22 protein-coding genes are annotated in these 22,109 nt (G+C 67.2%); 18 read left to right on the forward strand and 4 right to left on the reverse strand.

The genetic code is table 11. The features are described from left to right. Positions 1–3 precede the first annotated feature (3 nt). The 14 genes from QNN99_RS11405 to dhaM all read left to right on the forward strand — a co-directional run bounded on the left by QNN99_RS11405 (position 4) and on the right by dhaM (position 12,844). Entirely contained in the window at positions 4–519 is a 516-nt protein-coding gene (locus tag QNN99_RS11405; protein WP_229966558.1) for a DUF3180 domain-containing protein, read from the forward strand. Then, the gene (locus tag QNN99_RS11410; protein WP_229966559.1) at positions 512–1,024 is read left to right on the forward strand and encodes a PH domain-containing protein; all 513 of its coding nucleotides are present in this window, start codon (positions 512–514) and stop codon (positions 1,022–1,024) included. Before QNN99_RS11405 ends, QNN99_RS11410 begins: the two co-directional genes overlap by 8 nt. Beyond that, the gene (locus QNN99_RS11415; protein ID WP_229966560.1) at positions 1,021–2,577 is read left to right on the forward strand and encodes a PH domain-containing protein; all 1,557 of its coding nucleotides are present in this window, start codon (positions 1,021–1,023) and stop codon (positions 2,575–2,577) included. Before QNN99_RS11410 ends, QNN99_RS11415 begins: the two co-directional genes overlap by 4 nt. Continuing rightward, positions 2,564–3,487: a Rossmann-like and DUF2520 domain-containing protein gene (locus QNN99_RS11420; protein WP_229966561.1), complete on the forward strand. Its 924-nt coding sequence runs from the start codon at positions 2,564–2,566 to the stop codon at positions 3,485–3,487. The genes QNN99_RS11415 and QNN99_RS11420 overlap by 14 nt, the downstream gene beginning before the upstream one ends. Then, complete coding sequence (gene panC / locus QNN99_RS11425) at positions 3,484–4,407, forward strand: pantoate--beta-alanine ligase (protein WP_229966562.1); 924 nt, start codon at positions 3,484–3,486, stop codon at positions 4,405–4,407. Before QNN99_RS11420 ends, panC begins: the two co-directional genes overlap by 4 nt. Before the next feature lie 130 nt (positions 4,408–4,537). Beyond that, a complete protein-coding gene (gene lysS / locus QNN99_RS11430; RefSeq protein WP_229966689.1) occupies positions 4,538–5,992 on the forward strand; it encodes a lysine--tRNA ligase in 1,455 nt (484 codons plus the stop codon). Between the two features lie 3 nt (positions 5,993–5,995). Continuing rightward, positions 5,996–6,178: a hypothetical protein gene (locus QNN99_RS11435; protein WP_229966563.1), complete on the forward strand. Its 183-nt coding sequence runs from the start codon at positions 5,996–5,998 to the stop codon at positions 6,176–6,178. A 97-nt stretch (positions 6,179–6,275) separates the two neighbouring features. Next, the gene (locus tag QNN99_RS11440; RefSeq protein WP_229966564.1) at positions 6,276–6,602 is read left to right on the forward strand and encodes a histone-like nucleoid-structuring protein Lsr2; all 327 of its coding nucleotides are present in this window, start codon (positions 6,276–6,278) and stop codon (positions 6,600–6,602) included. A gap of 118 nt (positions 6,603–6,720) precedes the next feature. Further along, positions 6,721–9,228: an ATP-dependent Clp protease ATP-binding subunit gene (locus tag QNN99_RS11445; RefSeq protein ID WP_229966565.1), complete on the forward strand. Its 2,508-nt coding sequence runs from the start codon at positions 6,721–6,723 to the stop codon at positions 9,226–9,228. A 147-nt stretch (positions 9,229–9,375) separates the two neighbouring features. After that, positions 9,376–9,891 carry an amino-acid N-acetyltransferase gene (locus QNN99_RS11450; protein WP_229966566.1) on the forward strand — a complete coding sequence of 172 codons (516 nt, stop codon included), beginning with the start codon at positions 9,376–9,378 and terminating at the stop codon, positions 9,889–9,891. Between the two features lie 173 nt (positions 9,892–10,064). Next, a complete protein-coding gene (locus tag QNN99_RS11455; protein ID WP_104159952.1) occupies positions 10,065–10,241 on the forward strand; it encodes a CsbD family protein in 177 nt (58 codons plus the stop codon). 216 nt (positions 10,242–10,457) lie between these two features. Further along, entirely contained in the window at positions 10,458–11,456 is a 999-nt protein-coding gene (gene dhaK / locus QNN99_RS11460; RefSeq protein WP_229966567.1) for a dihydroxyacetone kinase subunit DhaK, read from the forward strand. Positions 11,457–11,459: 3 nt separating this feature from the next. Then, the gene (dhaL, locus tag QNN99_RS11465) at positions 11,460–12,101 is read left to right on the forward strand and encodes a dihydroxyacetone kinase subunit DhaL (RefSeq protein WP_229966568.1); all 642 of its coding nucleotides are present in this window, start codon (positions 11,460–11,462) and stop codon (positions 12,099–12,101) included. Then, on the forward strand, positions 12,098–12,844 hold the full coding sequence (gene dhaM, locus QNN99_RS11470) for a dihydroxyacetone kinase phosphoryl donor subunit DhaM (RefSeq protein WP_229966569.1): 747 nt from the start codon (positions 12,098–12,100) through the stop codon (positions 12,842–12,844). Before dhaL ends, dhaM begins: the two co-directional genes overlap by 4 nt. Before the next feature lie 15 nt (positions 12,845–12,859). Here dhaM and QNN99_RS11475 read toward each other — a convergent pair whose 3' ends face one another. Beyond that, positions 12,860–13,807 (reverse strand): iron-sulfur binding domain-containing protein, encoded by a 948-nt coding sequence (locus QNN99_RS11475; RefSeq protein ID WP_229966570.1) that lies wholly within the window; start codon positions 13,805–13,807, stop codon positions 12,860–12,862. A gap of 87 nt (positions 13,808–13,894) precedes the next feature. Here QNN99_RS11475 and QNN99_RS11480 point away from each other — a divergent pair, with 87 nt between their 5' ends. Then, positions 13,895–14,662, forward strand: a complete 768-nt coding sequence (locus QNN99_RS11480; protein WP_229966571.1) for a hypothetical protein — start codon at positions 13,895–13,897, stop codon at positions 14,660–14,662. Here QNN99_RS11480 and disA read toward each other — a convergent pair whose 3' ends face one another. From disA to QNN99_RS11495, 3 genes are all read right to left on the reverse strand, one after another. Beyond that, complete coding sequence (disA, locus tag QNN99_RS11485; protein WP_229966572.1) at positions 14,663–15,739, reverse strand: DNA integrity scanning diadenylate cyclase DisA; 1,077 nt, start codon at positions 15,737–15,739, stop codon at positions 14,663–14,665. A gap of 166 nt (positions 15,740–15,905) precedes the next feature. After that, positions 15,906–17,273: a DNA repair protein RadA gene (radA, locus tag QNN99_RS11490; RefSeq protein WP_229966573.1), complete on the reverse strand. Its 1,368-nt coding sequence runs from the start codon at positions 17,271–17,273 to the stop codon at positions 15,906–15,908. 89 nt (positions 17,274–17,362) lie between these two features. Beyond that, positions 17,363–18,493 carry an FUSC family protein gene (locus tag QNN99_RS11495; RefSeq protein ID WP_229966574.1) on the reverse strand — a complete coding sequence of 377 codons (1,131 nt, stop codon included), beginning with the start codon at positions 18,491–18,493 and terminating at the stop codon, positions 17,363–17,365. 248 nt (positions 18,494–18,741) lie between these two features. On the opposite strand from QNN99_RS11495, the gene pstS reads away from it, so the two are divergent. The 3 genes from pstS to pstA all read left to right on the forward strand — a co-directional run bounded on the left by pstS (position 18,742) and on the right by pstA (position 22,076). Next, positions 18,742–19,869 (forward strand): phosphate ABC transporter substrate-binding protein PstS, encoded by a 1,128-nt coding sequence (gene pstS, locus QNN99_RS11500; RefSeq protein ID WP_442860516.1) that lies wholly within the window; start codon positions 18,742–18,744, stop codon positions 19,867–19,869. Between the two features lie 171 nt (positions 19,870–20,040). Further along, entirely contained in the window at positions 20,041–20,973 is a 933-nt protein-coding gene (gene pstC, locus QNN99_RS11505; protein WP_229966575.1) for a phosphate ABC transporter permease subunit PstC, read from the forward strand. Then, on the forward strand, positions 20,973–22,076 hold the full coding sequence (gene pstA, locus QNN99_RS11510; protein ID WP_229966576.1) for a phosphate ABC transporter permease PstA: 1,104 nt from the start codon (positions 20,973–20,975) through the stop codon (positions 22,074–22,076). The genes pstC and pstA overlap by 1 nt, the downstream gene beginning before the upstream one ends. Positions 22,077–22,109 lie beyond the last annotated feature (33 nt).

Here is a 22,109-nt window from a genome sequence, read left to right on the forward strand (position 1 = left end):
GCCGTGTCGAGCATTAAATACCGCTGGCTCGCCGTCATCGCGGCGGCCGCCGGCATTGTTGGCTGGCTGGGAAACTACTGGGCCGTCCGCAATTCCCTGCCCGCGCCCGTCCTCAGCGTGTACGGGCTGCTCGCCGTCCTCCTGATCTCCGGCGCGACCCTCATCCTGGGCCTGCGCGTTCGGCGCTGGCAGCAGGGCAACCGGAACCGCGAGCTGGACCCGATCGCCGCCGCCCGGACACTGGTCCTGGCCCAGGCAACGGCCTACGCCGGGTCGCTGCTGCTGGGCTGGCACGCCGGCATCTTCCTGGAGCAGGTACCCCTGTGGTCCCTTCGTCCCGGGCACAGCGCCACGTGGTCCTCGCTGGCTATGATCGCCGGAGGAGTTCTTATGATCTCCGTCGGTCTTCTGGTGGAGCGGTTTTGCAGGCTCCCCCCACCGGACGACTCCAACGGGCACGGCGGCACCGCTGCCGGCCCGGACACCAGACGTGAACCGGGAGACGGAGAATATGCCTAGCGAAGCAATCGATCCGGACGGAATCAACTGGGAGCACATCTCGCCCCGGTACCTCACCGTCCGCCTCATCGGCTGGGCCGTCGAAGCCCTGCTGACCGTGGCTCTGGCCTGCACCCCGCTGATCCTGCGGGCTGCCGGGGTGTGGCCCTCGGCTCCGAGCTGGCTGGCCTGGGGCCTGCCGGCAGTGGTCGCAGCGGCCTATCTGTGGCGCGGAGCCCTGCTGCCGCGGCAGGTGCGCGCGGTTTGCTACGCCGAACGCAACGAGGACTTCCTGCTGCGGCGCGGCATTTTCTACCAGCGCACGCTGGTGGTTCCCTATGGCCGGATGCAGTACGTGGACGTGACGGTCGGTCCCCTGGAACGGGCCTTTGGCCTGTGCTCTCTCAAGCTGCACACCGCGGCGCCCGGCACCAACGCCGTCCTGCCGGGCCTGCCGGCGTCCGAGGGGGCCCGCCTGCGCGAGCACCTGTCCGAACGCGGCGAAACGCAGCTGGCCGGGCTGTGAGCATCCCACGCAGCGGGGAATGGGCCCGCGTCCACCCGGTGTCGCCCCTGGTGCGCGGCTGGATAGCCCTGGCCGCGATTGCCTTTGTGTTCGGCCGGAACCTGGTCGAGGACCTGATCGGCGTTGGCAGGGACGACGGCGGCGGCGGCGGGGGCAGGACCGCGCCCGCACCCGACGGCACTGTGCTGCTGATCGGCATTGGCATCCTCGCGGCGATCCTGCTGATCATCGCCGCCGTCTTCTTCCTGTCCTGGTGGTTCACGCGCTATCAAGTGACCGATGACCACGTGCGGGTCCACTCCGGCGTCGTATTCCGCCAGCAGCGCCAAGCCCGCCTGGACCGCGTTCAGGCCATCGACATTGTCCAGCCCCTGCTGGCACGGCTCTTCGGCCTGGCCGAACTGCGCTTCGAGGTGGCAGACGCCGGTGAGTCCGCCGTCCGGCTGGCGTTCCTCAAACTCGACGACGCCCAGCAGCTGCGGACCATGATCCTGGACCGGGCCTCCGGCGCAGCGGAAGCGGGCGCCGGCGGCGAGGACGCTGACGTCCCTCCGGGCGGACGGCAGGTTCCGGGACCCGTTGAGGCTCCGGAGCAGCCGATCCTGGAGCTGCGTCCCGGGCGGGTCATAGCCGCCACCCTGCTCTCCGGAACCACCCTGTTCCTGCTGGCCGGCGTCGCCGGCGTCACCATCCTCACTGCCGTCACCGGCGAGGCCGTCAGCCTGGCCATCCTGTTCCCCCTGCTCTTCGGCGCCGTCGGCGGCTACTGGACCGAGTTTTCCACCTCGTTCAATTTCCGCGCCTCGGTGTCCCGGGACGGAATCCGTGTGCGCTACGGGCTGCTGGACACCCGAACCCAGACCGTCCCGCCGGGCCGGATCCAGGCAGTGGCCGTCAAGCAGTCGCCGCTCTGGCGGCTCACCGGCTGGTACCGCGTCTCGGTCAACGTGGCCGGTTACGGCGATGCGGCCACGTCCGAAGGACAGGCCCGCACCAAGCTGCTTCCGGCCGGAACCCTGGAAGAGGTTTTCGCCATCCTCGCCCTGGTGCTGCTCGAGCCCGGCACCGACCGGCCGCTGGATGTCTTCACCGCCGGAATCGCCGGCCGGGACTCCGGCGACGGCTTCACGACCACACCCCGCCGCGCCCGCTGGATCGCACCGCTGGCCTGGCGGCGCAACGGCTTCGCCCTCACGGAAACGGCGCTGCTGGTCCGCAGCGGTGCCCTGTGGCGGGCACTCTCAGTGGTTCCGCATGAACGCACGCAGTCCATGTCGCTGGAGCAGGGTCCGCTGCGCCGGCGCTTCGGCACCGCCGACCTGGTCCTGCATTCCACCCCCGGGCCGGTGCATCCGCGGATCCGGAAAATCGATGCCGCCACGGTCCGCGGCCTGTTCCTGGAGCAGGCGGTCCGGGCCCGCGAAGCCCGGCGCCGTGACCGCAGCGGCCGCTGGAACCAGGCAACAGGTTCCGGACCGGTTGACCCCGGCAGCATCAACCCCCACGCCATCAGCAACACCGTTTCGAAGGAGCACCCCCATGAACAGCGCTGACGCCAGCACCGCCGAAAAACGACGGCGGGGCAGGCTCGGCATCGGGGTCATCGGTGCCGGGCGGGTCGGGGCAGTGCTCGGGGCTGCCCTGCGCGCAGCCGAACATGCCGTCGTCGGCGTCTCTGCGGTAAGTGAGGAAAGCCGCGAACGTGCTGCCAACCTGTTGCCCGGCGTTCCCGTCCTGGACATTCCGGAAATCGTGGAGCGCTCCGAGCTGGTGCTGCTGGCAGTGCCGGACGACGCCCTGGGGCCGCTGGTCTCCGGGCTCGCCGCCACCAACGCCTGGCAGGCCGGACAGCTGGTGGCGCACACTTCGGGCCGATTCGGCACCGATATCCTCGAACCCGCCCGCCGGGCCGGGGCCATTCCGCTGGCCCTGCACCCGGCCATGACCTTCACCGGGATGAGCCTTGACCTGACCCGGCTGGCCGATTGCTCCTTCGGCGTCACCGCCCCCACCGCCGTGCTGCCCATCGCGCAGGCCCTGGTGGTGGAAATGGGCGCCGAACCGGTGGTCATCGATGAGGCCGACCGGGTCAACTACCACCTGGCCCTGGCCCACGCCTCCAACCACCTGGTGACCATCACCGCGCAGTCCACGCAGCTGCTCAAGGACATCGGCGTCGAATTTCCGGACCGCCTGCTGGGTCCGCTGATGCGCGCCTCCCTGGAAAACGCCCTTGCCTCCGGCGAGCATGCGCTGACCGGCCCGGTGGCGCGCGGGGACGCCGGCACGGTGGCGGCGCACCTGAGCGAAATGGCCGACCAGGACAGCGCCGACCTCCGGGACACCTACCGCGCCCTGTCGCTGGCCACCGCACGCCGGGCCATCGACCGCGGGCTGCTCAGTGCGGCCCGCGGCCAGGCCGTCATCGATGCCCTGACCCTGGATGCGGAAGGACCGCGGTGAGCACGCCGCTGGTGCTGCGCACGGCAGCGGACCTGCGGGCTGCCGTTGCCGAGGCGCTGGCTGCCGCCGGCGGCACCGGCCGCGACGGTGTCCAACCTCCCGCGCTCGGACTGGTGCCGACCATGGGCGCGCTCCATCACGGCCACCGCGCCCTGGTGGAGGCCGCGCGGGCCGAGAACGACGTCGTCGTCGCCTCGGTTTTCGTCAACCCACTGCAGTTCGACGACGAGGATGACCTGCGCCGCTATCCGCGCACGCTCGAGGCGGATGTGGAACTGCTTGGCGACGCCGGCGCGGACCTGGTCTTCGCGCCGTCGGAGGCGGAGGTCTATCCGGACGGCCCGCCGCTGGTGCGGGTCAGCGCCGGCGAGCTGGGAGCCCGCTACGAGGGAGCCTCCCGGCCCGGACACTTTGACGGTGTGCTCACGGTGGTGGCCAAGCTGCTGCACTACGCCCAGCCCGCCCGGCCGGCGCGCTACCGCGCCTACTTCGGGCAAAAGGACGCCCAGCAGCTGGCGCTGATCCGCCGAATGGCCGCTGACCTGAACTTCCCGGCGGACATCGTGGGAGTGCCGGTGGTGCGCGCCGCCGACGGGCTGGCCGAGTCCAGCCGCAACGTTTTCCTGGACCCGGAGCACCGGCGGGCGGCAACGGTCCTGTCCCGCGCCCTGTTTGCACTGCAGCACCGGGTCTCTGCCGGCGCACCTCCGGACCTGGCCGCCGCCGTCGCACTCGTGAAAACCGAACCCCTGGTGGAGCTGGACTACTTCGACATCGTGGATCCGCAGACGCTGCAGCCGCTGCCCGCCGGGAGCGGGCCGCTGCGAAAGCCTGCGCTGGCGCTCCTGGCCGCGCGCATCGGATCGGTGCGGCTGATCGACAACCTGCCCCTGGCGCCCGCAGCCGGAGAGGGTCCGTAGCCCACTGATCTGTGCGCCCGCCGTGAACCGGCTGGCGGTCTGCCGTAAACCTCCGCCGCGCGGCTCTGTAAACTTAAGTATTGTGACCACATCTAACTCCGTTCCCGAAGCAGCCGACACCTCCGAGCAGATGCGCATCCGCGCCGAGAAGCGGGCCCGCCTCATCGCCCGGGGCTCGGAAGCCTACCCGGTGGGCGTGGAGCGCACCCATTCCCTGAAAGAGGTCCGGGAGAAGTTCGGACACCTGCAGGCCGACGAAACCAGCGGCGAAACCGTCGGCGTCACCGGCCGCGTGGTCTTCATCCGCAACACCGGCAAACTCTGCTTTGCCACCCTCCAGGAGGGCAACGGCACCCGGGTGCAGGCCATGCTCAGCCTGGCCGTCGTCGGCGAAGAGTCGCTGGCGGACTGGAAGGCCCTGGTCGACCTCGGGGATCACGTTTTTGTCCGCGGCGAGGTCATCTCCTCCCGCCGGGGCGAGCTTTCCGTCATGGCGGATTCCTGGTCGATGGCCTCGAAGGCCCTGCGCCCGCTGCCCGTGCTGCACGCCGGCCTGAATGAAGAAACCCGGGTCCGGCAGCGCTACGTGGACCTGATGGTCCGCGACGAAGCACGCGAGATGGTCTACAAGCGGGCCGCGATCATCCGCGGCGTCCGGGACACCCTGCACGGCCACGGCTACGTGGAAGTGGAAACTCCCATGCTGCAGCTGGTCCACGGCGGAGCGGCAGCCCGTCCCTTTGAGACGCACCTGAACGCCTTCGACCAGAAGATGACCCTGCGCATCGCCACCGAGCTGTACCTGAAGCGGGCGGTCGTCGGCGGGATCGAGCGGGTCTTCGAACTGGGGCGGATCTTCCGCAACGAGGGCGTGGACTCCACGCACAGCCCCGAATTCACCACGCTGGAATGCTACGAGGCGTATGCCGACCAGTTCGTCATGGCGGACCGGATCAAGGAAATCATCCTGCACTGTGCGGATCTGGTGGGCAGCCGGCAGATTGAGACCGAGGCCGGAACAATCGACCTCGACGGGGAATGGAAGTGGCTGTCCGTTTATCCCGCCCTGTCCGAGGCCGTGGGCGAGGAAATCACACCGGATACCGACGCCGAAACCCTTCGCCGCGTTGCCGAAAAGCACGAGGTCAAGGTGGATCCGAAATGGGACGCCGAGAAACTCGCAGTGGAACTGTTCGGCGAAATCGTGGAACCAACCCTTATCCAGCCGACGTTCGTCTACGATTATCCGCCCTCGGCCCAGCCGCTGGCCCGGCCGAACAGAAATGATCCGCGCCTGATTGAGGCCTGGGACCTGATCATCGGCGGCATGGAACGAGGCACCGCGTTCTCGGAGCTCATTGATCCGGTCATTCAGCGCGAACGCCTGACCGAGCAGTCCCTCCGGGCGGCCGACGGCGATGACGAGGCCATGGCCCTTGACGAGGACTTCCTGCGTGCCCTTGAATACGGTGCACCGCCCATGGGCGGTATCGGTCTCGGAATTGACCGCCTTGTGATGCTTTTCACGAACACGGGTATCAGGGAAACAATTTTGTTCCCCCTCCTAAAGCCGGAAATGGGTTAGACCATGGAATACGTTGAAGTTCTACTGCCCTCAATCTGTGTCGGAGGTCTCTTTTATTTTGCGATGAAGGCCCTGCTGAATGCGGACCGTTCAGAACGAAAAGCGCTGGCTGAAGCGGAACGTGAAGCTGATCTGGCGGCAGATCGGGAAGCAAGTAGTTCGGCATCTGAAAAAGAAAGTAATTAAATCGCCGACTACGCTTTGACGGGGCATTCAAAATTGCGCCATACTCTAAGTGGTCTCATTATCGTTTTTTCCCGGTTTAACTGCTTAGGAGCCTGTCGTGGCGCAAAAGGTAAAAATCATTCTGGTCGATGACCTCGATGCTGGAAGTGCGGATGAGACCGTCCGGTTCGGTCTGGACGGCTCACAGTACGAGATCGATCTGTCGACCGACAATGCAAAGAATCTTCGTGCGGCCCTGAAGCCGTACCTTGATGCCGGCCGCAAAGTGGGCGGACGCACCGGCCGCCCCCGCAGCACGGGTTCGGCACGCAACAATGAAGCGGCGCAGATCCGCGAGTGGGCCCGGAACAACGGGTACACCGTTTCGGAACGCGGACGCGTGAACAGCGAAATCATCGAAGCCTACCGGGCTGCCCAGGGCTAGAGCGGATCATGGCCCCGGGGACTTTCCGGGGCCTGTGGTCACGCCTAGGGCGAACATGCTCCTTAAGCACGCGCTGGACACGTAGCATCGAATTACGCGTTAGCTAGGAGTGTGCCTCATGTTTGAAAGATTTACCGACCGTGCCCGTCGCGTTGTCGTGCTTGCCCAAGAAGAGGCTCGCATGCTCAACCACAACTACATCGGCACCGAGCACATCCTGCTCGGGCTCATTCATGAGGGTGAAGGCGTCGCAGCTAAGGCCCTGGAATCCCTGAGTATCTCACTCGGTGCCGTGCGCGAGCAGGTGCAGGAGATTATCGGCCAGGGCCAGCAGGCCCCGTCCGGCCACATCCCCTTCACCCCCCGCGCCAAGAAGGTTCTGGAGCTCTCCCTGCGGGAGGCCCTGCAGCTTGGCCACAACTACATTGGAACCGAGCACATCCTGCTTGGCCTGATCCGTGAAGGCGAAGGCGTGGCAGCCCAGGTGCTGGTCAAGCTCGGCGCCGACCTCAACCGGGTGCGCCAGCAGGTTATCCAGCTGCTGTCCGGCTACCAGGGCAAGGAGCCCGTCAGCTCGGGCGGCCAGCAGCAGGAAGGCCAGCCCGCGGGTTCGGTCGTTCTGGACCAGTTTGGCCGCAACCTCACCCAGGCTGCACGCGAATCCAAACTGGATCCCGTCATCGGGCGCGAGCACGAAATGGAACGGGTCATGCAGGTCCTGTCCCGCCGCACCAAGAACAACCCTGTTCTGATTGGTGAGCCCGGCGTCGGCAAGACCGCAGTCGTCGAAGGGCTGGCCCAGGCCATCGTCCGCGGCGACGTGCCGGAAACCATTCGTGACAAGCAGCTCTACACCCTTGACCTCGGATCCCTCGTTGCCGGCTCCCGGTACCGCGGTGACTTTGAGGAACGCCTGAAGAAGGTGCTCAAGGAAATCCGCACCCGCGGAGACATCATCCTGTTCATCGATGAGATCCACACCCTGGTTGGTGCGGGAGCCGCGGAAGGCGCCATCGACGCGGCCTCCATCCTGAAGCCGATGCTGGCCCGCGGTGAACTGCAGACCATCGGTGCCACCACCCTGGACGAGTACCGCAAGCACATCGAGAAGGACGCCGCCCTCGAGCGCCGTTTCCAGCCGATCCAGGTCAAGGAACCTTCCGTTGCGCACTCCATCGAGATCCTGAAGGGCCTGCGGGACCGCTATGAAGCGCACCACCGCGTGTCCATCACGGATGCCGCACTGACGTCGGCCGCGACCCTGGCCGAGCGCTACATCAGTGACCGGTTCCTGCCGGACAAGGCCATTGACCTGATCGACGAAGCCGGTGCCCGGCTGCGGATCCGCCGGATGACGGCGCCGCCCGAGCTCAAGGAAATCGACGAGAAGATCTCCGCGCTCAAGCTGGAGAAGGAATCAGCCATTGATTCCCAGGACTTCGAAGGCGCCGCCTCCCTGCGGGACAAGGAGCAGAAGCTCCACGACCAGCGCGCGGAAAAGGAACGCCAGTGGAAGTCCGGCGGCCTGGATGACATCGCCGAGGTGGATGAGGAACTCATCGCCGAGGTGCTTGCCAACTCCACCGGCATTCCCGTGGTCAAGCTCAACGAAGAAGAATCCACGCGCCTGCTCAAGATGGAAGACGAGCTGCACAAGCGCGTCATCGGTCAGGATCAGGCCATCAAGTCCATCTCGCAGGCCATGCGCCGCACGCGTGCCGGACTCAAGGATCCGAAGCGTCCGGGTGGCTCCTTCATCTTCGCCGGCCCCACCGGTGTCGGTAAGACTGAGCTGGCCAAGGCACTGGCGGAATTCCTCTTCGGCGACGAAGAAGCCCTGATCACCCTGGACATGTCCGAATACTCCGAGAAGCACACGGTTTCCCGGCTCTTCGGTGCTCCTCCCGGGTACGTCGGCTACGAAGAAGGCGGGCAGCTGACCGAAAAGGTCCGCCGCCGTCCGTTCTCCGTGGTGCTGTTCGACGAGGTGGAAAAGGCCCACGCGGACCTGTTCAACTCGCTGCTGCAGATCCTCGAAGACGGCCGCCTGACGGACAGCCAGGGCCGGGTGGTGGACTTCAAGAACACCATCATCATCATGACCACCAACCTGGGAACCCGGGACATCTCCAAGAGCGTGTCCACCGGTTTCCAGTCCGGCACCGACACGAAGACCGGCTACGACCGGATGCGGGCCCGGGTCACGGAGGAGCTGCGCCAGCACTTCCGCCCCGAGTTCCTCAACCGTGTTGATGACACGGTGGTCTTCCCGCAGCTCACGCAGGACGAGATCGTCCAGATCGTTGACCTGTTCCTGGAACGCCTGGGCAAGCGCCTGGCGGACAAGGGCATGACCATCGAACTGACTCCGGCCGCCAAGGTCCTGCTGGCGACCCGGGGCTACGATCCCGCCATGGGTGCCCGGCCGCTGCGCCGGACCATCCAGCGCGAAATCGAGGACCAGCTGTCCGAGAAGATCTTGTTCGGGGATCTCAAGCCCGGCGAACTGGTTTCCGTGGACGTGGAGGGCGAAGGCGACGACGCCAAGTTCACGTTTGTGGGCCACGGCGCGCCGAAGGCCCTTGAGGAAGCGCCCTCGGCAATTGAAGCCGGCGTCGGCGACTAACAGCCGAGCTGCCGGCCAACGGCACCCGATATGAGAAGGACCCGGTGGCATCCGCCCGCCGGGTCCTTTTCATGTGCCGTGCGGGAAGCATGCGGATCCCCGGCGCCCGCTTTACGCAGTGGCCCCGGGCGGTCCTAGACTGAACCGGTGACTTCTCCCTTGACCATCACTGTCCGCCGCGCCCGCACCTCCGACGTTCCCCGCATCCGGGCCCTCGTGGCACCGCTGGCGGACGAGCGGATCCTGGTGGCCAAGGAAGCCGTGGCCTACTACGAGGGGCTGCAGGAGTTTCGGATCGCTGAAGGGCCCGACGGCGAGGTGGTCGGGTGCGGGGCGCTGCACGTGATGTGGGAAGACCTGGCGGAAGTCCGGACCCTGGCCGCTGACAGCAGCTGGCGCGGCCGCGGCGTCGGCCATATCCTGCTCGAGGCGCTGCTCGCCGAAGCCGCCGAGATCGGTGTCCGGCGCGTTTTTTGCCTGACCTTCGAGGTGGAGTTTTTCCGGCGCCACGGATTCGAGGTGATGGCCAACCAGTCGGCGGTGGATCCCGAGGTCTATTCGGAGCTGCTGCGCTCCCACGACGAAGGAGTGGCCGAGTTCCTGGATTTGGCCCGGGTCAAGCCCAATACCCTGGGCAATACCCGCATGATCCGTTCCCTGTAGCCGCATCTTTCCGGGGGCGCCGCTGTTCGCGAACAGAGTAACCGGACGATATTGCTGGCATTTCGCCGCCACAAATGGATACGCTCAGGGTACTTAGCATCACCAACGGCCCGAAGAATGAGTGACAGTTTATGCTGCCGCACCGGGCCACGATCAGAAAGCGGGATCCACTTATGGGCGCAGATGACAAGGTGCAGAATTCAGCCGAGAAGCTGGGCGGCAAGGTAAAGGAAGGCCTGGGAAAGGCCACCGGCAACGAAAGCATGGAAGCCGAAGGCCACGGTGACCAGGCCAAAGGCAGTGCCAAGCAGGCCGGCGAAAACATCAAGGACGCTTTCAAGGGCAAGTAGGTCCTGAGAGCAGGGCGCGGGAGGGGTTATCCAACCCCTCCCGCCGCTGTTTAACCAGGGGTCGGCGACGGGCTCTCCGGCGGGCTTCCCTGCCACGTCCGGCCTGTCCAGCGGGCACATGCCGGAGTAGGGTCTTGAGCAACTCAGGGTTAATTCCTGGAACCGGCAGCGGCGCCGTGCCGGCCGGGACGCCTTCGCTGAAGGAGCTGCTCGAGAATGAAGAAACTCATCAATGACCCGCGCCGGGTGGTTACGGAATCGCTGGCCGGCTTTGGGCTGGCACATCACGATCTGGTCCGGGTGCACAGCGACCCGGACTTTGTGGTGCGCAGGGAGCCGGCGAGGGACAAGGTGGCCCTGGTGTCCGGCGGAGGAAGCGGCCACGAGCCGCTGCACAGCGGGTATGTGGGCCGCGGCATGCTGGATGCGGCGGTGCCCGGGGCGGTCTTCACCTCCCCCACCCCGGACCAGATCCTTCCCGCAATCACCGGTACCGACACCGGAGCCGGGGTCCTGCTGATCGTCAAGAACTACACCGGCGACATCCTGAATTTTGAGACTGCCGCCGAGCTGGCCCAGGCGGAAGGCGTCAACGTCGCCACGGTGGTGGTCAACGACGACGTCGCCGTCGAAGACTCGCTGTACACCGCCGGACGGCGCGGGGTGGCCGGAACCGTGCTGCTGGAGCGCATTGCCGGCGGTGCTGCGGAGCGGGGGGACTCGCTGGAGCAGGTGGCGGCAGTGGCCGAACGGGTCAACGCCAACGTCCGGTCCATGGGAGTGGCCCTGGCGCCGTGCACCGTTCCCCACGCGGGAGAACCCAGCTTCACCCTGGCGGAGAACGAGATTGAGCTGGGCGTGGGCATCCACGGCGAACCTGGCCGGCACCGGCTGCCGATGGCGCCCGCCGACAGCATCACCGACCAGCTGCTGGACCCGGTCCTCAGCGATCTGGGCGCCGCGTCCGGGGACAAGGTCCTCCTGTTTGTGAACGGCATGGGCGGCACGCCGCTCAGCGAGCTGTACATTGTCTACCGCAGGGCCGCGGAAGTCCTGGCCGAGCGTGGCATCCGCATTCAACGGTCGCTGGTGGGCAACTACATCACCGCGCTGGACATGCAGGGCGCGTCAGTGACGGTGCTGCGGCTGGACGAGGAGCTGACCGAGCTGTGGGATTCCCCCGTGCACACGCCGGCGCTGCGCTGGGGGGTCTGAGGGATGGCACTGGATGCGGCATGGGCCGCCAAATGGATGCGTGCCAGCGCTGCGGCCATGGCCGAGAACCGGCAGCGGCTGATCGATCTGGACCGGGACATCGGCGACGCCGACCACGGCGAAAACATGGACCGGGGCTTTTCCGCCGTCGTGCAGAAACTGGACGCCGAAGGCACGCCGGCCACCCCCGGCGACGTCTTGAAGCTGGCAGCCATGACACTGATGTCGAAGGTCGGGGGCGCGGCAGGACCGCTGTACGGGACGGCTTTCCTGCGCGCCTCGACCGCGGCGGGCAACAGCCCGGAGCTGGACCCTGCCGCCGTCGTCGCGGTCCTCACCGCCGCCCGGGACGGCATCGTGGCGCGGGGCAAGGCGGAACCCGGAGACAAGACCATGGTGGATGCGTGGACCCCCGCAGTGGAAGCAGCGCAAACTTCAGCAGCGGCGCAGGCGAGCAGCTTGGAGGTGCTGTCCGCGGCGGCAAACGCCGCCAACGCCGGATTGGCCGGGACAGAACCGCTGATCGCCCGCAAGGGGCGGGCCAGCTACCTGGGGGAGCGCAGCGCCGGACATCTTGACCCCGGGGCGGCCTCCACGGCCCTGATCCTGCAGGCGGCGGCCAGGACAGCGGGAGAGGGCACATGAGCGTAGGTCTGGTCATCGTTTCCCACAGCGCCAAACTGGCGGAAGGTGTCCGGGAACTGGCGGCGCAGATGGCCGGCGACGTGACGATCGCGCCGGCCGGCGGTACCGACGACGGCGGCATCGGCACCAGCCTCGACAAGATCACCGCCGCCATCGCCGTCGCTGACACCGGCGAGGGCGCGGTGCTGCTGGCCGATTTGGGCTCGGCCGTCATGACCGCCGAAATGGCAGTGGAATTTTTGGACGATGAGCAGCGCGGCCGGGTGCGGCTGGCAGACGCGCCGCTGGTGGAAGGAACCGTGGCGGCCGCCGTCGCCGCGCAGGGCGGCAGGGCACTCGCCGCGGTGGTGCAGGAGGCTGAGTCCGCCGGCGGCATCCCGGCCCGGGCACCTGCTGCAGCGGCGGGCACGGCAGCGGGCACGGCGGCCGGGGGAGGTGCCGGGGAGCCGGAGGAGGAAGCGGATGGTTTCGACCCCGACGACGACGGTGTGCACACCGGATCGTGGGAGATCATCAACCGGGCCGGCCTGCATGCCCGTCCGGCAGCCGCCGTCGCCCAGGCGATGTCCGACCTGGATGCTGAGGTGCGCATCAACGGCGTGGACGCGAAATCGGTGATGATGCTGATGTCCCTGGGCCTCGGTCCGGGACAGACCCTCACCGTGGCAGCCCGCGGCCCCGATGCCGCCCGGGCAGTGGACATCATGGCGCTGGAGGTGCGGAACGGTTTCGGAGAGATCTAGCGTTCCCGGCGAGAGTCAGGCCGGCAACTGCAGGCCGCTCTCGGTCTCCTCGGCCAGCCGGTCCGTCAGGAGCCCGGCCAGCGCCCGCTCGAGCTGCTCGGCAGGAGCGTTGAGCGCGTGCAGCGCCGCCAGCGGGGCGAGCTCGGGATCAGCCTCCGGCGCCACGAGGTCCACCGGACCCAGCAGCAGCGTCCGGAGCACCGGGCCTCTTGCCTGCCGCAGCACGGCCATGACGGCGCCGCGGACCTGGCGGTCGGTGCCGGCCCAGGACTGGCCCTTGGGGATGTAGTCCGGGGCAGGTTTTCCGGCCGCCACCCACGCGCAGTGCCGGAGCACCGGACAGACCTCGCATTTGGGGCTGCGGGCGGTGCACACCAGGGCGCCGAGTTCCATGACCGAGGCGTTCCAGGCGACGGAAGCGGCGTCGTCGTCGGGCAGCAGGGTAACGGCCAGGCGCATTTCCGCGGCGTTCAGCGCCGGCGCGGGCAGGGCCTTGCCGCCGACGGCGCGGGCATGGACCCGGCGGATGTTGGTGTCCACCACCGTTTCCCGGCGGCTGAAGGCAAAGGACGCGACTGCCGCAGCGGTGTAGGTTCCCACGCCCGGCAGGGTCAGGAGCTCGGCGGAGGTTTCCGGAACGCGGCCGCCGAAATCGGCGGTCATGGCCGTGGCCGCTGCGTGCAGGCGAAGGGCGCGGCGGGGATAGCCGAGCCGCCCCCAGGCGCGCACTGCTTCCCCGCTGGGTTCGGCAGCCAACGCGGCAGGAGTGGGCCAGCGCGCCATCCACTGCTCCCACACCGGCAGCACGCGGACCACGGGGGTTTGCTGGAGCATGATTTCACTGACGAAGATTCCCCACGGGCTGCAGCCGGCCTCCCGCCACGGAAGGTCGCGCGCATTGGCGGTGAACCAACTGATGATCTCCGTATGCAGCTGCGGCGCCTGCTGCGGACCCGGTCCCATGCAATCTCCCTCGGTTATGACCAGCAATACTCTACTGACCGGCGTGGTGCGGCAGGTAATCCGGACCCGTATACCTAGCCTTAAGGCATGGTTGGTAATGGATCATCAGACTCCTCTTCGGGGAACACAGCATCAGGGCACACAGCGTCAGGGAACACCGCCCCCGGACACCCGAGCGCGGCCGTCTACCGGCGTCGGCGGATAGTCGCCGGCCTCCTCGGACTGCTGGTTCTGATCGCCCTGATCGCGGGCATCGCCGCCGTGGCGAACGCGCTTCGCGGAGACGAGCCGGCGGCCGCCGACAGCGGCACTGAAGCCACCATTCCCGGCCCGGACAACAAGCAGCCCGGCGCCGCGGACAACAAGCAGCCCGACGCCGCGGACACCACGGCAGCTCCCGGCGGAAAGCCGTCTCCAAAGCCAACCGCCTCCTCACCCGCGCCGAGCGGCGGGGCTGAACCGGCGTCGAAACTGTGCCCGGAAGAATCCGTCCAGGTCGCTGCCACCACCGACGCACTGAGCTATTCCGCAGGCACAACTCCGGTGCTGACCATGACGGTGACCAACAACGGCGCTGAGCCTTGCGACGTCAACGTGGGGACCAGCCAGATGGAATTCACCGTCACCAGCGGCGCCGACCGGATCTTCTCGTCACGGGACTGCCAGCAGGCCGGCGAGGACCTGCTCAAAACCATCAAGCCCAACAGTGTGGAAACGGCCAAGTTCACGTGGGAGCGCCAGCGTTCAGCACCCGGCTGCTCGGAGGTTTCCAGCAATCCGAATCCGGGAACCTACATGTTCACCGCCCGGCTGGGAAACATCAGCAGCGGGACCTCGGTTTTCGAACTCGAGTAGCTACATGAACCGGTCAAGCAGGCTGGTCTCGGCAATGCGGGAGAGCCCTTCGCGCACCATGCGGGCGCGCTGGTCTCCGATGCCGTCCACGGTCATCAGATCGTCAATGTTGGCGGCCATGAGGTTCTGCAGCCCGCCGAAGTGGTCCACCAGCCGGTTCGCGACGGTCGGCGGCACCGATTTGATGTTGCTCAGCAGCCGGTAACCGCGCGGCTGCACCACGGCCTCCAGGGAATCCTGTCCGGGCTGGAAGCCAACGACGGCGGCGATCTTGCCCAAATCGACCATGTCCGAGTCACTGAGGTTCTGCAGGGTGGCGACCTGGTCCTCGGCCCGGCGCTGGCCGTCATGCAGGTCGGCGTAGTCGCGGACAATCATCTCGCTGCCCGGGCCCAGGCCCGCCGTCAGTTCTTCGAGCTGCAGGGACAGCAGCCGGCCGTCCACTCCGAGTTCGAGGACGTACTGGGAGATTTCCTCGGAAATCCGGCGGACCATCTCCTGGCGCTGCAGGGTGACAGCCACATCCCGGACGGTGACCATGGCCTCGATCTCCAGCGCCGACAGCGAGTTGGTGACCTGATCCAGGCGGGCGCGGTAGCGCTCCAGGGTGGCCAGCGCTTGGTTGGCGCGGGCCAGCACCGGTTCGGAGCCCTCCAACACGTGGCGGAGGCCCCGGACATAGAGCTGGATGATTTGCATGGACTGGCTGACCGAGATGATGGGGAATCCCGTTTCGACGGCCACGCGCTCGGCTGTGCGGTGGCGGGTGCCGGATTCATGCGTCTCAATGGTGTGGTCCGGAACCAGCTGCACGGCGGCCCGCAGAATGGTCTTGGCATCATTGTCACAGACGATGGCACCGTCCATCTTGGCCAGCTCGCGCAGGCGGGTGGGGGAGAAATCGATGCCGATGTCGAAGCCGCCGGAGCAGATGGAGTCAACGGTGCGATCGAACCCCAGCACGATCAGGGCTCCCGTGCGGCCGCGCAGGATGCGTTCCAACCCGTCGCGGAGCTCGGTTCCGGGCGCTACCCGGGCCAGAGTGGCTTTCAGCGAATCTTCGGGACTGCGTGCCATGGTCACTTCCTTCCGGCCATCGGGCCCACGGGCGTTCTGGGCGGGCGCTGCACAGACACTTTCCCTATAGTAGTGGTCCGGCAGGGGACAATGGCGACTTTTGTGCCGTGCGCAGCACAGAGCCGAGCCGGCCCGGCGGCCGCCGCCGGGATCGCGCGCGGGCCGCCTAGAACAGCAGCTCGAGGGCTTCCGTGAGGGTGGACACCTCCCTCACCTTGAATCCGGCCGGAACCGCGACCGGGCCGTTGGGCGACGCCGGAACCACCGCATGCGTGAAGCCCAGGCGCTCCGCTTCGGAGATTCGCCGGGCGATGCCGGGAACGGGCCGCACCTCGCCGGCCAGGCCGACCTCCCCAAATGCGATCAGCTGCGCCGGCAGCGGCTTGTTCATTTTGGCCGACGCCACGGCCAGTGCCACGGCCAGATCGGTGGCCGGTTCGCTGAGCTTGACCCCGCCCACTGTGGCCACATAACTGTCATCCTTGGCCAGGTTCATCGACGCCCGCGCCTGCAGGACGGCCAGGAGCATGGCCACCCGCGAGGAATCCAGTCCGCTCGTGGCGCGGCGGGCCTGCGAGTTGCTGGTTTCGGCGAGCAGGGCCTGGACTTCGGCGACCAGCGGCCGTTTTCCTTCGAGCGTGACCGTGATGCAGGTGCCCGACACAGGTTCCTTGGTGCGGGAGACAAAAAGCCCGGACGGATCGGCGAGCCCGACGATTCCGTCCTCGGTCAGGTCGAAGCAGCCCACTTCGTCGGTGGGACCGTAGCGGTTCTTCACGGCCCGCAGCAGCCGCAGCCGCGAGTGGCGGTCTCCGTCGAACTGGCACACCACATCCACCAGATGCTCCAGCAGCCGAGGCCCGGCAATGGAACCGTCCTTGGTGACGTGTCCCACGAGCAGGGTGGTCATGTTCCGGGTCTTGGCGGCATTGATCAGGGAGGCAGCCACTTCGCGCACCTGGCTGACCCCGCCGGCGCTGCCGTCCACGGCCGAGCTGCTCAGGGTCTGCACCGAGTCAACGATCAGCAGCGCCGGTTTAACCTGCTCCACCTGGCCCAGGGCTTGGCCCAGGTCAGTTTCAGCACTCAGATAAAGAAAATCGGACACCGCGTTGATGCGTTCGGCGCGCAGCTTCACCTGGGCGGTGGACTCCTCGCCCGTGACGTACAGAACGTCCCGGCCAAGGTTTCCCACCTTCGCGGCAACATCCAGCAGCAGCGTAGACTTGCCCACCCCCGGCTCACCGGCCAGCAGGATGACGGCGCCCGGGACCAGCCCGCCGCCCAGGACCCGATCCAGCTCGTTCACGCCGGTGGGCTGGTAGGAAGCGGAAGTGGCATCGACGTCGGCGATCCGCAGGGCAGGCCGGGCCACGGTGGCCGCGGCCGTGGTGCGGGCCACCACCTCGCCGGCTTCCTCGACGGTTCCCCAGGCCTGGCACTCCCCGCACCGGCCCACCCACTTGGCGGTGGTCCAGCCGCATTCTGCGCAGCGGTAGTTAGCGGTTTTTGCGCGGGTAGTCTTCGTGGCCATGGAATCAGGCTATCCCGCGCCGGTGACACTTCTGTTCCGGCCGGCAGCGCTGGTCAGCAGGCCACTTCCGCAGGCCACTCACGCGGGCCTCACACGTCCGCGAGGTAGCCCACTGCCTCTTCATGGGTCAGGCCGGTGGACTCGAGCAGGTCCACCACCAGGGGCCGAAAGAGCATGACGAGGGCGTCCCCCTGGATGTCAGTGACCCCCAGTGCGCCGGGGTTCAGCTGCGCACCAACCAGGGCCAGGCCGTTGCGGGCCTGCCGCAGATGCTTCTCGCGGGTTCCGCCTGATTCCCCGCCGGCCAGTGCGCGGGCCAGGATGTCGACGGCGTCCGCCGTGTCGTTCACGACCTCGGCAACACGCTCAATGGCCTCGTCGTGCAACGCCGCATGGTTGATGACCGACGTGGTGCGCCGGGCGAAGACCCTGCTGTTGCGCACCGCCAGATCCAGATAGCCGATGGAACCGCGCAGGTCGCCCAGCTCGGCGAGATGCCGGCGATAGGCAGGGGAGATGCGGGCCACCTCCCGGGCGTCACGGACGCTGCGGGCCACGGCGTCGAGCTGGGGCTGGGTGTTGCGGGCACGCACCAGGGCATGCCAGGCGATGGTCGAGTCGCTTTTCGCCACCGCTTCAGCGCACTGGCGCAGCACGGCCGAGAGCTCATGCAGCAAATCCCGGACATTGGACTGCGGTTCCCGCCGCGGATCGCGCGGTGCCAGCATCGTCACCACCAGCGCAAACAGTCCGCCCACGATGGCATCGAGGCTGCGCGTGAACACGCCGCCGTCCGGTGCCGGAAGCAGCACCACCAGCAGCGATTGCAGGCCCAGCTGGGTCGTGAAGATAACGCCGCGGTCCAGGAAGCGCGCCAGCATCAGGGAAACAAAGAGGACGACGGCGGCCTGCCACAGGCCGGTGCCCAGAACATGCAGGAGCAGTTCTCCCACGGTGATGCCCAGGGTGCAGCCGACGCCCACTTCCAGGACCCGCCTGGTGCGCGGCTCCCGGGAGAAGCCGAGCGAGATCAGGGCTGCCGTGGCTGCGAAAAGCGGGCCTTCATGGCCCAGGACATACTGCGCAAACGCATAGGCGCCCACGGCGCACACCGTCATCTGCGCGGCGGGAAGGATGGAATTGCGGCTGCGGTGAAGCCCCACCCGTATCCGGTTTCGGAGGAATCCCCGGCTCCGGGCAAGACGGTCGTATGGGGGCATGCGAACAGTCTATGGGGCCTCCGCCCCGGCCTCCATCCGGAGGCTTTCCGTGACGGCCGGTGCAAATACTTCTCCCGGGGATTGTTCCACCGCAGGCAAACGTTCCCTGCGGCTCTGTTTGCCGTTCACCTGTCGTTAACCTTGCCCGGCCACCATCTGTGAAGGGGCGGAAATTTGTCCGTCCCGGCGAACGGTTTCCTCACTGCCCTCGCCGCTCCCGCGAAACTCGCCCTTGAAAGGGAACAGACGTGTTGGTAAATGGAAAAGTCCGCACAGCCGCCATCCTCTCGGCAGCTGCCCTCGCCCTGTCAGCCTGCGGCAGCGACAGCGCTGCCGCCCCCGGCGGCGACACCGCGCCGTCGTCGGCTTCGGACAGCACGCTCACCGGAACCCTGTCCGGGGCCGGAGCCTCCTCGCAGGACTCAGCCATGCAGGCCTGGATCGCCGGCTTCAGCGCGGAAAATCCGGGAGCCGCGGTGCAGTATTCGCCGGACGGATCAGGAGCCGGCCGCGAGGCGCTGCTGGCCGGGGGCGTGCAGTTCGCCGGATCCGATGCCTACCTGGACGAGGAAGAGGCCGCCGCAGCCGCGCAGGTCTGCGGCCCGGACGGCGCCCTGCACATCCCCGCCTACATCTCTCCGATTGCGGTGGCCTTCAACCTGCCGGGCGTTGAGGAACTGAACCTGGATGCCGACACCATTGCCAAGATCTTCCGCGGCGAGATCACCGCATGGAACGATCCCGCCGTCACGGCGACCAATCCCGGGGCCGAGCTTCCCGGCACTCCCATCACCCCGGTGCACCGCGGCGATGAATCCGGAACCACCGAGAACTTCACCGAGTACCTTGCAGCGGCGGCTCCGGAAGCCTGGACCGACGAAGCGTCAGGTGAATGGCCCGCCGGGATCGGCAACGGCGAAAACGCTTCCGGAACCGGCGGCGTGGTCTCGCTGGTTACCTCCACTGAGGGCGCCGTGACCTACGCCGACGCCTCAGCGGCGGGAGGCCTGGGTGCGGTCAACGTGCTGGTGGGCAGCGAGTACGTTCCGCTCAGTTCCGAAGCCGCGGCAAAGGCCGTCGAGGCATCCACCCCGGTTACCGGCGAGGGCCGGCCGGACGCGGACATGGCCATGAACCTGGACCGGGACACTGCGGAATCCGGTGCCTACCCGGTGGTGCTGGTTTCCTACCACGTCTACTGCACCGCCTATGAGGACGCCGCAACCGTCGACCTGGTCCAGGCCTTCGGAAACTACGTGGTGAGTGAAGAGGGACAGGCAGCCGCCGCGGACGCGGCCGGCAACGCGCCGCTCTCGGATGCCCTCCGTCAGGAAGCCGCGGCCGCCTTGGACAGCATCAGCGTTCTGCAGAAGTAACAACCGTGGGACAGTGAAAAGGCGCGGAAGCGGAAGCCCTGCGCAGGCGGGAAACCGTTGCACAGTGAAGGACAGCCGAAGATGTGGACAGTTTCACTGTGGCAAAGGGAACCTGCGCAGGGTCAGTAGAGTGTTTAAGTAGATGCCAGTGAAGAACCGAAGGGTTGTGCAGTGTCCAGCAAGTCCATAGAAGGCACCGGTGGTGCCGGCCGTGCCGGAGACAAAGTCTTTTCCGGCATAACTCTCCTGGCCGGCTGCCTCATCCTTCTTGTCCTGTTTTCCGTGGCCATGTTCCTGCTCTGGCAGGCGCTGCCCACGTTCACCGCGGACCCCGCGGACATCAGCGGCGGAAAGGGATTCCTCACCTACATCTGGCCGCTGGTCATCGGCACGGTGATCGCCGCGGCGATCGCCCTGGTCATCGCGACCCCGGTGGGAATCGGCGTCGCGCTCTTCATCTCGCATTACGCCCCCCGCCGGATCGCGCAGAGCCTTGGCTACCTCATTGACCTGCTCGCGGCCATCCCTTCGGTGGTTTACGGCGCCTGGGGCATGATGGTGCTTGCGCCGGCCCTGGTGGGTCCGTACACATGGCTGGCGGACAACGCCGGCTGGATCCCGATCTTCTCCGGCCCGGCCAGCCAGACCGGCAAGACCATGCTGACCGCCGGGATCGTGCTGTCGGTCATGGTGCTGCCGATCATCACGTCGCTGACCCGGGAGATCTTCCTGCAGACCCCGAAGCTGCATGAGGAGGCCGCCTTGGCCATGGGCGCCACCCGCTGGGAAATGATCCGGATGGCAGTGTTTCCCTTCGCCCGGGCGGGCGTGGTCAGCGCCGTCATGCTGGGCCTGGGGCGCGCGCTCGGCGAGACCATGGCCGTGGCCCTGGTGCTCTCCTCCGGCGGCCTGATCCCCAGCCTGATCCGGCCGGGAAACCAAACCATCGCAGCGGAAATTGCCCTGAACTTCCCTGAAGCCTACGGGCTGCGCCTGTCCGAGCTGATTGCCGCCGGCCTGGTGCTGTTCCTGATCACCCTGGCCGTGAACGTGATCGCGCGCTGGATCATCAGCCGCCACAAAGAATTCTCCGGAGCCAACTGATGCAGACACAAACACTGAGCCGCCGTCCGGCCACGCTCACCAAGAACCGGCTGCCGCGCTACGCGGTGTGGGCAGCCCTGGGTGCGGCCGTCATCCTCGGGGCTGCGCTCTCGGCCCTGATCGGCTTCGGCATCGCCAGTTTCGCCATCTTCACAGCGGTGATCTTCGTAGTGTCGGCCACCGCGGTGACGTGGATTGTGGAAGGCCGCCGCCGAGCCGTGGACCGCTTTGCCACCTACCTGGTCTGCGGATCCTTCCTGCTGGCGCTGGTTCCGCTGATCTCGGTGATCTTCACCGTCCTGTCCAAGGGCCTCGCCGGCCTGAGCCCTGACTTCCTGTTCACCTCCATGGGCGGCATGACGGGAGCCGTGGACAACACCAGCGTGCAGACCGGCGGACCCGTGCTGGGCGGGGCGTACCACGGCATTGTGGGCACGTTGCTGATCACGCTGTGGGCCACGATCATCTCGGTGCCGATCGGCCTCCTGACCGCCGTCTACCTGGTGGAATACAGCCACGGCGGGCCGCTGTCCCGGGCCATCACGTTCTTCGTTGACGTCATGACGGGCATCCCCTCCATCGTGGCCGGGCTCTTCGCCGCCGCCTTCTTCGGACTGCTGTTCGGCCCGGGCGTTCGCACCGGGTTCGTGGCCGCCGTCGCCCTGTCGGTCCTGATGATTCCGGTGGTGGTGCGTTCCACCGAGGAAATGCTGAAGATCGTTCCGAACGAACTGCGCGAAGCCGCCTACGCCCTGGGCGTGCGCAAGTGGCGGACCATCCTCAAGGTGGTGGTGCCGACGGCGATCTCCGGCATCGCGTCGGGCGTGACCCTGGCCATTGCCCGCGTCATCGGTGAAACGGCCCCGCTGCTGGTCACCGCCGGCTTCGTGAACACCATCAACATGAATGTGTTCGCCGGCTGGATGACCACGCTGCCCACCTTCATTTACCGGCAGCTGATGAGCCCCACGTCGCCCACCAACACCGATCCCAGCACCCAGCGGGCCTGGGCCGCGGCGCTGCTGCTGATCATCATGGTGATGCTCCTGAACCTCGGGGCCCGCCTGATCGCCCGGCTCTTTGCGCCCAAGACCGGCCGCTGACCCGGCCCAAGCCGCACTTCGGCGGCTGCCTGC

Origin of the sequence: Arthrobacter sp. zg.Y820 (assembly GCF_030125555.1) — a bacterium.
Lineage (GTDB): Bacteria > Actinomycetota > Actinomycetes > Actinomycetales > Micrococcaceae > Arthrobacter_B.